Here is a 12,618-nt window from a genome sequence, read left to right as displayed (position 1 = left end):
AGATGACCATGAACGATCTTGATACCCGCGCCTCGGCGCCTTGCCAGGCAGAGCTGGACCAGATGCTGATCGATACCGAAGTCGACGACGAGCAGGTCCGGCAGCCCCCTATGGCGCTTCGTCGCCCTTGGTTGCTGTTGCTGGGCCTGGTCATGGTCGCCCTGAATCTGCGTCCGGCCCTGTCGAGCATGGCGCCATTGCTGGGGCAAGTCTCTGAAGGGCTAGGGCTGAGCGCTTCCCAGGCAGGCCTGCTGACGACCTTGCCGGTGCTCTGCCTTGGGCTTTTCGCACCGCTGGCGCCAGTGCTGGCGCGACGCTTCGGTAGCGAGCGGGTGATTTTCGGCATCCTCCTGACGCTGGCGTTGGGCATGTTGGTACGCAGTGCGCTGGGCGTGAACGGTCTGTTCCTGGGCAGTATTCTCGCCGGCGCGAGCATTGGGGTGATCGGTGTGCTGCTGCCTGGCATCGTCAAGCGCGACTTCGCGCGACATGCCGGCACCCTGACGGGTGTCTACACCATGGCATTGTGCCTGGGTGCCGCCGTGGCGGCTGGGTCGACGGTCCCGCTGGCGCGCTACTTCGACGACAGCTGGGCCATCGGCCTTGGCTTCTGGCTGGTGCCGGCGCTGTTGGCCATGCTGGTCTGGCTACCCCAGGTGCGGCATGGCCACGCTACCCATCGCGTGGCCTATCGCGTGCGTGGCCTGTGGCGCGATCCCCTGGCGTGGCAGGTGACCTTGTACATGGGCCTGCAGTCCTCTTTGGCCTACATCGTTTTCGGCTGGCTGCCTTCGATCCTCATCGGGCGCGGCCTGAGCCCGACCGAGGCAGGCCTGGTGCTGTCCGGCTCGGTGCTGGTGCAATTGATCAGCTCGCTCGGCGCACCCTGGCTGGCCACCCGTGGCAAGGATCAGCGCCTGGCGATCGTCATCGTCATGCTGGTGACGATGGCCGGTCTGTTCGGATGCCTGTATGCGCCCATCGAGGGGCTCTGGGGCTGGGCCATCCTGCTGGGTCTGGGGCAGGGCGGTACCTTCGCACTGGCGCTCACGCTCATCGTATTGCGTTCCAGTGATGCCCATGTCGCCGCCAACCTGTCGAGCATGGCCCAGGGCGTCGGTTACACCTTGGCTTCCATGGGGCCCTTCGCGGTGGGCGTAGTGCATGACCTTACCGGCGGCTGGGCCGCGGTAGGCTGGATCTTCGCGATAGTGGGCACGGGTGCCATCCTGTTCGGGCTCAAGGCCGGTCGTGCCCAGCATGTGCAAGTGACCAGCGAGCGCGTCTGAGACGGGGATCTTTGCATGCATTTCAGGCGTGTCGTCGAACAGGTAAACTGCAGCCTCCATTACACGCCTGATAGCTGCCCGTGAGCGAAATCCCTACTGCCGTACGGCCGAAGTCCTGGTACGTCTATCTGGTCCGCGCCGCCAACGGTTCGCTGTACTGCGGTATCAGCGACGACCCGCAAAGGCGCTTCCAGGCGCACCAGAAGGGGCAAGGCGCGCGTTACTTCAAGACTAGCCCGGCGCAGGCGCTGGTCTACGTCGAGCGGTGGCCGGACAAGGGCGAAGCCCTGCGTCAGGAACGCCTGATCAAGAAGCTGCGCAAGTCTGCCAAGGAGGCGCTGGTGGCCTCCTGGGCAGGCTTCAATCCTTGCGACGCTTGAGCTGATCGATCAGTTGGGTCGGCAAGCCCTTGATGACCAGGGTGCCCGCCTCTTCGTCGTACTCGACCTTCGAGCCCAGCAAGTGCGCCTCGAAACTGATCGACAGGCCTTCGGCGCGTCCGGTGAAGCGGCGGAACTGATTGAGGGTACGTTTATCGGCCGGGATCTCGGGCGACAACCCGTAGTCCTTGTTGCGGATATGGTCGTAGAACGCTTTGGGCCGATCCTCGTCGATCAGGCTGGAGAGCTCCGTGAGGGTCACCGGCTCGCCGGCCTTGGTCTGGCTGGTGGCATAGTCGACCAGTGTCTGGGTCTTCTCGCGAGCGGCTTCCTCGGGCAGGTCCTCGCTCTCTACATAGTCGCTGAACGCCTTGAGCAGGGTGCGGGTCTCGCCAGGCCCGTCGACGCCTTCTTGGCAGCCGATGAAGTCACGGAAGTACTCCGAGACCTTCTTGCCGTTCTTGCCCTTGATGAAAGAAATATATTGCTTGGAATTCCGGTTGTTCTGCCATTCCGACAGGTTGATACGCGCCGCGAGGTGCAACTGGCCCAGGTCGAGGTGGCGCGATGGCGTGACATCGAGCGTGTCGCTGACCGCCACGCCCTCGCTGTGGTGCAGCAAGGCGATAGCCAGGTAGTCGGTCATGCCCTGCTGGTAGTGAGCGAACAGGACATGGCCGCCCGTCGACAGGTTGGACTCCTCCATCAGCTTTTGCAGATGCTCGACGGCTTGTTTGCTGAAGGCGGTGAAGTCCTGTTCTTCTTCCATGTACTGCTTGAGCCAACCGCTGAACGGGTAGGCCCCGGACTCGGCGTGGAAGAATCCCCACGCCTTGCCTTGCTTGGCGTTGTAGCTGTCGTTGAGGTCGGCCAGCAGGTTTTCGATAGCGTCCGATTCGGCCAGCTCTGTATCGCGTGCATGCAACACGGCAGGGCTGCCATCGGGTTTCTTGTCGATCAGGTGAACGATGCAGTGACGAATGGGCATGAGGCTCTCGATTGCAGGAAGACGGTGCTTTCGACTGAAGGGCGCGATCCGGGCCGCGCTACAAAGTCGTCCAGTTTACTCCAGTGCATCGGCGATGCACCGGCCTGACGATAGCGGAAATGCAGGTTGTCGAAATTTTGTCCAATTTGTCGACTTTTTGGCGTTAACCCCTGAAAAACCTGCACAAAAGCCCTGTAGGCTGCGGATATTTATCCGTTCCTGTGGTAGCTTTGCCCGGTCTTGCGCACCCCGTGTGGCGCATTGCTGGCAGGTCGCTCACGTACGGTCGAACCAAACGCCGATTTGCGTATCTACATACGCAACTGGCAGGCCCGCCGGGCTTATTCAGGGTTGGCCCGATCACCGACGTAGCACACTGCATATCCACTGAATTTGATAGGGAAGGAACACCACCATGGCATTGACCAAAGACCAACTGATTGCCGATATCGCCGAAGCGATCGACGCGCCGAAGACCACCGCTCGCAATGCTCTGGAGCAACTGGGCCAGATCGTTGCCGACCAGCTGGAAAACGGCGCTGAAATCACTCTGCCAGGCATCGGCAAGCTGAAAGTCTCCGAGCGTCCTGCCCGTACCGGCCGTAACCCTTCGACTGGCGCTGCCATCGAAATCGCTGCCAAGAAGGTCGTGAAGTTCGTTCCTGCCAAGATCCTGAACGACGCCATCAACAAGTAATTGTCGATGCTTCGCTGAAACCGCGCCCGGCTTGTCCGGGCGCGGTTTTTTCATGCCTGCGATTTGCCGGAGCGGGCCGCGTGCCATGCCTGTCGGGCAGTCTGGTCGTGGAAGGTCCAGGCGACCATGCGACTCTGTTTCTGCCCTTGGCCCATGTCGACTACCTGCCGGTCAACGACTCCTGCCTTCTTCAACGCCGCCTCGATGCCAGGCAGGTTGCTGGCCTTGGAGACCAGGGTGGTGAACCAGAGCACCTGACGCGCGTATTGCACACTCTCGCCGATCAGTTGGGTGACGAAACGGATCTCGCCGCCTTCGCACCACAGCTCATTGTTCCGCCCACCGAAGTTCAGCACTGGCAGCTTGCGCTTGGGATCCGCCTTGCCTAGCGCTCGCCATTTGCGCTGGCTGCCGCGGGTAGCCTCTTCACGCGAGGCATGGAAGGGCGGATTGCACAAGGTCACGTCAAAGCGTTCGTCTGGCTCGAGCAGGCCCATGAGGATGTGCTTGGGGTTGTTCTGCTGGCGTAGGTCAATGGCCTTGCCCAAGGCATTGGCCTGGACGATCGCCTTGGCTGCCGCGAGGGCGACGGGATCGATGTCCGATCCCAGGAACCGCCAGCGGTAATCGCTGTGGCCCAGCAACGGATAGATACAGTTGGCGCCTACTCCGATATCCAGCGCTCGTACTTTGGGGCCTCGGGGCGGTTCGCCGGCACCGTCCTCGGCCAACAGGTCGGCCAGCACGTGGAGGTAATCGGCACGCCCGGGGATGGGAGGGCACAGGTAATCAGCGGGAATGTCCCAGTGCTGGATACCGTATTGGGTCTTGAGCAGAGCGCGATTGAACACCCTTACGGCTTCGGGATCGGCGAAGTCGATGCTGGGTTTGCCGTAGGGGTTGGTGATCATGAAGCGCCCCAGCTCCGGATATCCCTCGATCAGTCTGGGAAAGTCGTAACGGCCTTGATGGCGGTTGCGCGGGTGCAGGGTGGGTTTGCTGGTCATGGACAGATCCTGGAAAGCATCGCGGCGGTCCGGTGGCCCGGCAAGCCGCGGTGCCAGGATGCTGCTTCCACAGGTCGACTTCGATCCTGGAGAGACAGCATCCGGCACCGCGACTTGCCGGGCCGCCGGACCGCCGCGATGGCGTCACTGAGGGTGGTTACAGCGCCGCGATCCGCGCATGCTGCTCGGTGAAGTTGGCCAGGGCCTGTTCGGCTTCAGCCAGCTTGGCGCGCTCCTTGTCGATGACCGCAGGCGGTGCCTTGTCGACGAAGGCGGCATTGGACAGCTTGCCGCCAACGCGCTGGACTTCGCCCTGCAGACGCTGGATTTCCTTGTTCAGGCGCGCCAGTTCGGCATCCTTGTCGATCAGACCGGCCATGGGTACGAGTACCTGCAGGTCGCCGACCAGGGCAGTGGCGGACAGCGGGGCTTCGTCCTGTTCGCCCAGCACGGTGAACGATTCGATCTTCGCCAGCTTCTTGAGCAGCGCTTCGTTTTCGCTCAGGCGGCGCTGGTCTTCGGCGCTGGCATTCTTCAGGAACAGCGGCAACGGCTTGCCGGGACCGATATTCATCTCCGCGCGGATATTGCGCAGTCCGACCATCAGCTCCTTGAGCCATTCGATGTCACCTTCGGCGGCGGCATCGATACGGCTCTCGTCGGCCACGGGCCAAGGCTGCAGCATCAGGGTCTTGCCCTGGACACCGGCCAGCGGCGCGATGCGCTGCCAGATTTCCTCGGTGATGAACGGCATGAACGGATGTGCCAGGCGCAGTGCCACTTCAAGCACGCGGACCAGCGTGCGACGAGTGCCGCGGGCGCGCTCGATCGGCGCGTTCTCGTCCCACAGGACTGGTTTGGAAAGCTCCAGGTACCAGTCGCAGTACTGGTTCCAGATGAACTCGTAGAGCGCCTGCGCGGCCAGGTCGAAGCGGAACTGCTCGAGCTGGCGGGTCACTTCGGCTTCGGTGCGCTGAAGCTGCGAGATGATCCAGCGATCGGCCAGCGACAGCTCGTAGGCCTCGCCGTTCTGGCCGCAGTCCTCGCCCTTGTCCAGCACGTAGCGGGCGGCGTTCCAGATCTTGTTGCAGAAGTTGCGGTAGCCTTCGACGCGACCCATGTCGAACTTGATGTCGCGGCCGGTGGACGCCAGCGAGCAGAAGGTGAAACGCAAGGCGTCGGTGCCGTAGCTGGCGATGCCTTCGGGGAACTCGGCCCTGGTCTGCTTGGCGATCTTCTCCGCAAGCTTTGGCTGCATCATGCCGCTGGTGCGTTTTTCCAGCAGGGCGTCAAGGGTGATGCCGTCGACGATATCCAGCGGATCGAGGACGTTGCCCTTGGACTTGGACATCTTCTGTCCCTGCCCGTCACGGACCAGGCCATGCACGTATACGGTCTTGAACGGCACCTGCGGAGTACCGTCCTCGTTCTTCACCAGGTGCATGGTCAGCATGATCATCCGGGCGACCCAGAAGAAGATGATGTCGAAACCGGTGACCAGCACGTCGGTGGAGTGGAATTTCTTCAGGAACTCGGTCTGCTCGGGCCAGCCCAGCGTGGAGAAGGTCCACAGGCCGGAGCTGAACCAGGTATCGAGCACGTCGTCGTCCTGGCGCAGGGCCACGTCGGCGCCCAGGCCATGCTTGGCGCGCACCTGCTCTTCGTTGCGACCGACATAGACCTGGCCGGCCTCGTCGTACCACGCGGGAATGCGGTGGCCCCACCACAGCTGGCGGCTGATGCACCAGTCCTGGATATCGCGCATCCAGGAGAAGTACATGTTTTCGTACTGCTTGGGCACGAACTGGATGCGACCGTCTTCGACGGCGGCGATGGCCGGTTCGGCCAATGGCTTGGTGGAAACGTACCACTGGTCGGTCAACCACGGTTCGATGACCGTGCCGGAGCGGTCGCCCTTGGGCACCTTGAGCGCATGATCATCGACGCTGACCAGCAAGCCTGCGGCATCCAGGTCGGCAACGATCTGCTTGCGCGCGACGAAGCGGTCGAGACCGGCGTATTGGGCGGGCAGGCCGGTATCGACAGTGTCGTTGACGCTGCCGTCGAGGTTGAACGCCTGGGCGTTGGCCAGCACCACGGCATTCTTGTCGAAAATGTTGAGCAGCGGCAGGTTGTGGCGCTTGCCGACTTCGTAGTCGTTGAAGTCGTGGGCCGGGGTGATCTTCACGCAGCCGGTACCGAATTCGGGGTCGCAATAGTCGTCGGCGACGATCGGAATGCGGCGGCCGACCAGCGGCAGCTCGACGAACTTGCCGATCAGCGCCTGGTAGCGCTCATCGTTCGGGTTGACCGCCACGGCCGCGTCACCCAGAAGTGTCTCGGGACGCGTGGTGGCGACCACCAGGTGATCCTTGCCATCGGCGGTACGAGCGCCGTCTGCCAACGGGTAGCGCAGGTTCCACAGATGGCCTTTCTCGTCGTGGTTTTCCACTTCGAGGTCGGAGATCGCGGTGTGCAGCTTGGTGTCCCAGTTGACCAGGCGCTTGCCACGGTAGATCAGCCCATCCTCGTGCAGGCGCACGAAGGCTTCCTTGACCGCCTCGGACAGGCCATCGTCCATGGTGAAGCGTTCGCGGGACCAGTCCACCGACGAGCCCAGGCGGCGGATCTGCCGGCTGATGTTGCCACCGGACTGGTCCTTCCACTCCCAGATCTTCTCCAGGAACTGTTCGCGACCCAGGTCGTGACGGTTCTGGCCCTTCGCCTCGAGTTGGCGCTCGACCAGCATCTGGGTCGCGATACCGGCATGGTCCGTACCCGGTTGCCACAGGGTATTGCGACCTTGCATGCGGCGGAAACGGATCAGGGCATCCATGATCGCGTTGTTGAAGCCGTGACCCATGTGCAGGCTGCCGGTGACGTTCGGCGGCGGGATCATGATGGTGTAGGACTCACCTGCACCTTGAGGGGCGAAATAGTTCTCTGACTCCCAGGTTTTGTACCAGGAAGTTTCGATGGCGTGCGGCTGGTAGGTCTTATCCATGCGCGGCGGGACCCTATGGCATTTATTCAGGAAAGCCGGGAAGTATAAACCAAGGGGCAACCATCAAGCGACAGGCCCGCGCGGGAGGTCAGCATGAACGATCCGGCGCACTGGCGAGGCCTGCAGGCCTCGTCGAGCAGACCAGGGTCGGCGCACCGATCCTGGAAGCCGGAAGCCGTGCTAATCGGACGAACGCTTGAGCATTCGCTCCAGGCGTGCATCGAGACGGCGCTTGATTTCGGTCTCGATGTGGGGGGTGAAGTCGTTGATCACGTCCTGCATGATCAACCGCGCGGCGGCGCGCAGCTCTTCGTCCAGGTGCAGCAAGGTGTCCTGGCGGCGAGACTGAGAGTCCTCGGAAGAAGGGCGGCCAGATTCGGCCATGGCCGACATGGCCGACGGCGCGGAAGGTTCATCCCGTAGAACGGGAACCTGCTCGACCGTCTCGGTCAGCAGCGGCGGCTGCAGGTCGGCGTCGCCCAGCAGCTGGCGAATCGACTCGAGGTCGTCGAGCAGATGGGCGGAGTGGGGTAGGGCAGTGGGCTTGTCCATCGTCATCCAAGTCGCTGTAAGCGGTGGTCTTGCAGAGCATAGCCCTGTTCACGGTAGAAGCGGAATCGCTCGCGAGCCGACTGGCGGATGGCCGGATCCTCGACGACGATTTCGGCGACGCGCTCGAACTGGCCGACGAACGTTGGCACCTCTGTGCCGAGGTTGATCAGTAGGTCGCGATGCTCGCCGGCATCATCGCCGATACCCAGGACGACCGGGGCATCCGCATGGGCCTGCGCGAGGTCGTGCGGCACGAAGGCTTCGCCCTTGAAGTGCCAGAGCCGGGCGTCCAGCTCGCTGCGCTGGTCGGCATCCTGACAGTGCAGGTAGACCTTGTGACCGAGACGCCAGGCTTTTTCGCACAGCTTGCAGGCGAAATCCAGGCGCGCCGACAGGGAGTCGGTGGGCAGGATATAGAAGTCAGCTTTGCTCATGTTCGATCTGCCGGCCGACGGCGCAGGGCACCGTCGGCACCAGGGCTTCAGCCGTTCGCGCGGTCCAGGAGGTACTGGGTCAGCAGGGGCACCGGACGGCCAGTGGCGCCCTTGTCCTTGCCACCGCTGATCCAGGCGGTGCCGGCGATGTCCAGGTGAGCCCAGCTGTAGGCCTTGGCGAAACGCGACAGGAAGCAACCCGCCGTGATGGTTCCGGCTTTCGGCCCGCCGATGTTGGCGATGTCGGCGAACGGGCTGTCCAGTTGCTCCTGGTACTCATCGAACAGCGGCAGTTGCCAGGCGCGGTCGTCGGCACGCTTGCCGGCGTCGAGCAACTGGTCGACCAGTTCGTCATTGTTGCCCATCAGTCCGGAGGTGTGGCTGCCCAGGGCGACGATGCACGCGCCGGTCAGCGTGGCGATATCGATCACCGCCTGAGGCTTGAAGCGTTCGGCGTAGGTCAGGGTATCGCACAGCACCAGTCGGCCTTCGGCGTCGGTATTGAGGATCTCGACCGTCTGCCCACTCATGGTCGTGACGATGTCGCCTGGACGCGTCGCACCGCCGCTGGGCATGTTCTCGGCGCAGGCCAGCAGGCACACCAGGTTGATCGGCAGGTCCAGCTCGACCACCGCGCGCAGGGTGCCGAACACGCTGGCGGCGCCACACATGTCGTACTTCATCTCATCCATGCCGGCGCCGGGCTTGAGGCTGATGCCGCCGGTATCGAAAGTAATGCCCTTGCCCACCAGTACGAACGGCTTGTCGCTCTTCTTGCCGCCCTGGTGCTGGAGAACGATCAGGCGTGGCGGCTGGTCACTGCCTTGGCCGACGGCATGGAACGCACCCATGCCCAGGTCCTTGATCTTCTTTTCGTCGAGCACTTCGACCTTGAGGCTCTTGTGCGCCTTGGCCAGCTCCTTGGCCTGTTCGGCGAGGAAGGTCGGGTGGCAGATGTTCGGCGGCAGGTTGCCCAGGTCGCGAGTCAGGCGCATACCGGTGGCAATCGCCATTGCGTGCTTGACCGCGCGCTCGATCTCCTGCTGGCCTGCCTTGACAGTCAGCAGGGTGATCTTCTTGAGTGCACGGGCTTCAGCCTTGGTGCTCTTGAAACGATCGAATACATATTCGCCGTCGAGCAGGCTTTCGGCCAGCAGACGGTACTTGCCGTAGTGGCCGTCACGCGCGCTGACGGCGATATCGTCCAGCGCCAGTACCGCGTCGCTGCCACCCAGGTTCTTCAGCACGCCGGCGACACTGGCGACCAGCTTGCGCCAGCTGCGGTCACCCAGTGCCTCGTCCTTGCCGCTACCGACCAGCAGCACGCGTTCGGCCTTGAGGCCTGGCAGGTTCTGCAGCAGGAGTGTCTGGCCGACCTTGCCGGCCAGGTCGCCGCGCTTGAGCAGTGTGCTCAGCGCACCATCGGTCGCCTCGTCGACGGCCTTGGCACTGGCGCCCAGCCTGCGGTCTTCGCCGATGGCGAGCACCAGGGTTGCGGTCTTCAACGATGCAGCGGCTACGCTTTTTACAACCAGTTCCATGTCAGGTTCCCCGAATGATCTGTCAATTGGCGCTGTCTTTTGCAGGCGCTCGAAGCAGGCCTGGCCGCGTGGTCACGTGCCAGTGGAAAAGCTGCCAGTTTGAGCCCCTGGCGGCAGCGATGACAACCCCGATGTGCGCCATCATGCGCCGCCCGTGACAGGGGCAGCCAATCACAGGATAATGCGCGCACTTTACATGGAGGTTCGCCCCTGGCGAACCGGCATTGATCTTGGCTGTCCGAATGCAACGTTCGGCATCCGCCCCTGACAACACCAGGAGTGTCTGGTTTGATCGTCTTTCGATATCTGTCTCGCGAGGTCCTCGTGACCTTGAGCGCCGTCAGCGCAGTGCTGCTGGTGATCATCATGAGCGGGCGCTTCATCAAGTACCTGGCCCAGGCGGCCCAAGGCGCACTCGATCCGGGCGTGCTGTTCATGATCATGGGCTTCCGTCTGCCCGGTTTCCTGCAGCTGATCCTGCCCTTGGGCCTGTTCCTCGGCATCCTGCTGGCCTATGGCCGACTCTATCTCGAAAGCGAGATGACCGTGCTTTCGGCCACCGGCATGAGCCAGCAGCGGCTGCTGGGCATGACCCTGGCGCCTGCGACCCTGGTCGCACTGCTGGTCGCCTGGCTGAGCCTGAGTCTGGCGCCACAGGGCGTGGCACAGGTTCAGCAGATCATCAACCAGCAGGATGCGTTGACCGAATTCGACACGCTCGTCCCGGGTCGCTTCCAGACCCTGCGCGACGGTACGCGGGTCACCTATACCCAGGAACTCTCCGATGACCGGGCCAAGCTCGGTGGCGTGTTCATTTCCGAGAAACGCTTCAGCCAGGACAAGACCAAGGATCGCGCCCCGTCCGTACTGGTCGCCGAAAGAGGCCATCAGGAAGTCCAGGCCGATGGCAACCGCTACCTGATCCTCGAGAACGGCTATCGCTATGACGGCAATCCTGGCCAGGCCAATTACCGTGCGATCAAGTACGACACCTATGGTGTCCTGCTGCCCAAGCCGGAAGTCAGCCAGGAAGTGACCGAGCGCGAAGCCATCCCCACTTCGCAACTGCTGGGCGCGGAGGATCTGCGTGAGCGTGCCGAGCTTCAGTGGCGCCTGTCGCTGCCCTTGCTGGTGTTCATCGTTACCCTGATGGCGGTCCCACTGGCCAGGGTCAACCCGCGCCAGGGCCGTTTCCTCAAGCTGTTGCCAGCGATTCTCTTGTACATGGCTTACCTTACGATGCTGATTTCCGTACGTGGCGCCCTGGAAAAGGGCAAGTTACCGATCGCCCTGGGCATGTGGTGGGTGCATGGCCTGTTCCTGTTGATAGGCCTGGCCCTGTTGTACTGGGAGCCCTTGCGCCTGAAGCTGGCTTCGCGTCGTGCGGAGGTGGCCCGTGGTTAAACTGGATCGCTATATCGGCAAGAGCGTCCTGGTGGCGATCATCGCGGTACTGGGGATCATCCTCGGTCTTGCTTCCCTGTTCGCCTTCATCGATGAGATGGGCGACCTGAGCGACACTTACACCCTCATGGACGCGGGCGTCTTCGTTCTCCTGACTGCGCCACGACGTCTTTACGACATGCTGCCGATGGCGGCGCTGATCGGCTGCCTGATCGGTCTGGGCAGCCTGGCCAGCAGCAGCGAGCTGACGATCATGCGGGCAGCCGGGGTATCCATCGGGCGCATTGTCTGGGCCGTCATGAAGCCCATGCTGGTATTGATGCTGGTCGGTCTGTTGATTGGCGAATACCTGGCCCCGGTCACCGAGAACAAGGCCCAGGCCGAGCGCTCGCTGGCCCAGGGGAGCGGCGAATCGCAGAGTTCCAAGCGGGGTATGTGGCATCGCCAGGGCGACGAGTTCGTGCACATCAACTCGGTTCAGCCCAATGGACTGCTGCTTGGGGTGACGCGTTACCGTTTCGACAACGATCGCAACATGCTCGCCTCGAGTTTCGCCCGACGCGCGCAGTACCAGGATGATCACTGGATGTTGAGCGACGTGAGCACCACGTACTTCCGGGGGGACCGCACCGAGGTGATCAACAGCCCTGAAGAGCGCTGGGATGTCACGGTGTCGCCGCAGTTGCTCAATACGGTGGTCCTCTCTCCTGAATCGCTTTCCATCACTGGTCTATGGGATTACATCCATTATCTTGGCGACCAGGGTTTGAACAATGCGCGGTACTGGTTGGCATTCTGGACCAAGGTGCTGCAACCGGCGGTGACCGCGGCGCTCGTGTTGATGGCCATTTCGTTCATCTTTGGGCCGCTGCGGTCCGTGACGTTGGGGCAGCGGGTCTTTACCGGTGTTCTGGTCGGTTTCGTTTTCCGGATCGGGCAGGATTTGCTTGGGCCTTCCAGTCAGGTCTTTGGATTCCCACCGTTGTTGGCGGTGGTCATTCCCGCGGGGATATGCGCGTTGGCGGGGGTTTGGTTGTTGCGTAGGGCGGGGTAATACGGTTGTTGGATGCTCTGGCGCGTTGGGCTGTCCTGGTCCGACGCGTTTTGGCTCCCTAGTCCGGGTTTTGTTTTTCGGATAATTGATTCATTATTTCCATCATCATTATTCCAGTAACAACTGTTGCTATTGCTATTTATTTCATAATGCCACTTACCGTCGCTGGGGCACTTATATGGGGTGAATATCCATTGGCGATAGGGGCTCATACTCACCTTTCCGCCCTTACGGCGGGTCACTTTTTTCCAAACGATGAAAAAAGTAA

The 12,618-nt window shown here is 62.3% G+C and carries 11 protein-coding genes; 5 read left to right on the top strand and 6 right to left on the bottom strand.

Features of this window, described 5'->3' with window-relative positions; genetic code table 11:
- Window positions 1–8 precede the first annotated feature (8 nt).
- Window positions 9–1,289: a CynX/NimT family MFS transporter gene (locus G7009_RS08350; RefSeq protein WP_181129527.1), complete on the top strand. Its 1,281-nt coding sequence runs from the start codon at window positions 9–11 to the stop codon at window positions 1,287–1,289.
- Window positions 1,290–1,369: 80 nt separating this feature from the next.
- A complete protein-coding gene (locus G7009_RS08345; RefSeq protein ID WP_181129526.1) occupies window positions 1,370–1,669 on the top strand; it encodes a GIY-YIG nuclease family protein in 300 nt (99 codons plus the stop codon).
- On the opposite strand, the gene yejK is transcribed toward G7009_RS08345, so the two are convergent.
- Complete coding sequence (gene yejK / locus G7009_RS08340) at window positions 1,650–2,657, bottom strand: nucleoid-associated protein YejK (RefSeq protein WP_181129525.1); 1,008 nt, start codon at window positions 2,655–2,657, stop codon at window positions 1,650–1,652. The genes G7009_RS08345 and yejK overlap by 20 nt on opposite strands.
- A gap of 415 nt (window positions 2,658–3,072) precedes the next feature.
- Between yejK and G7009_RS08335 the strand changes: the two genes are divergently transcribed.
- Entirely contained in the window at window positions 3,073–3,354 is a 282-nt protein-coding gene (locus tag G7009_RS08335; RefSeq protein WP_181129524.1) for an HU family DNA-binding protein, read from the top strand.
- 50 nt (window positions 3,355–3,404) lie between these two features.
- On the opposite strand, the gene rlmF is transcribed toward G7009_RS08335, so the two are convergent.
- The 5 genes from rlmF to G7009_RS08310 all read right to left on the bottom strand — a co-directional run bounded on the left by rlmF (window position 3,405) and on the right by G7009_RS08310 (window position 9,892).
- Window positions 3,405–4,361 (bottom strand): 23S rRNA (adenine(1618)-N(6))-methyltransferase RlmF, encoded by a 957-nt coding sequence (gene rlmF / locus G7009_RS08330; protein ID WP_181129523.1) that lies wholly within the window; start codon window positions 4,359–4,361, stop codon window positions 3,405–3,407.
- A 157-nt stretch (window positions 4,362–4,518) separates the two neighbouring features.
- Complete coding sequence (locus G7009_RS08325) at window positions 4,519–7,365, bottom strand: valine--tRNA ligase (RefSeq protein ID WP_181129522.1); 2,847 nt, start codon at window positions 7,363–7,365, stop codon at window positions 4,519–4,521.
- Window positions 7,366–7,545: 180 nt separating this feature from the next.
- Window positions 7,546–7,917 carry a DNA polymerase III subunit chi gene (locus G7009_RS08320; RefSeq protein WP_181129521.1) on the bottom strand — a complete coding sequence of 124 codons (372 nt, stop codon included), beginning with the start codon at window positions 7,915–7,917 and terminating at the stop codon, window positions 7,546–7,548.
- Between the two features lie 2 nt (window positions 7,918–7,919).
- Window positions 7,920–8,351, bottom strand: a complete 432-nt coding sequence (locus G7009_RS08315; RefSeq protein WP_181129520.1) for a DNA polymerase III subunit chi — start codon at window positions 8,349–8,351, stop codon at window positions 7,920–7,922.
- Between the two features lie 47 nt (window positions 8,352–8,398).
- Window positions 8,399–9,892 carry a leucyl aminopeptidase gene (locus tag G7009_RS08310; protein WP_181129519.1) on the bottom strand — a complete coding sequence of 498 codons (1,494 nt, stop codon included), beginning with the start codon at window positions 9,890–9,892 and terminating at the stop codon, window positions 8,399–8,401.
- 288 nt (window positions 9,893–10,180) lie between these two features.
- On the opposite strand from G7009_RS08310, the gene lptF reads away from it, so the two are divergent.
- Both lptF and lptG read left to right on the top strand, forming a co-directional pair.
- Window positions 10,181–11,296: an LPS export ABC transporter permease LptF gene (gene lptF, locus G7009_RS08305; protein WP_181129518.1), complete on the top strand. Its 1,116-nt coding sequence runs from the start codon at window positions 10,181–10,183 to the stop codon at window positions 11,294–11,296.
- Complete coding sequence (lptG, locus tag G7009_RS08300) at window positions 11,289–12,350, top strand: LPS export ABC transporter permease LptG (RefSeq protein ID WP_181129517.1); 1,062 nt, start codon at window positions 11,289–11,291, stop codon at window positions 12,348–12,350. Before lptF ends, lptG begins: the two co-directional genes overlap by 8 nt.
- Window positions 12,351–12,618: the final 268 nt, after the last annotated feature.

This window comes from Pseudomonas capeferrum, from assembly GCF_013523055.1.
GTDB lineage: Bacteria > Pseudomonadota > Gammaproteobacteria > Pseudomonadales > Pseudomonadaceae > Aquipseudomonas > Aquipseudomonas capeferrum_A.
This window is presented reverse-complemented; position numbering and strand designations above follow the sequence as displayed.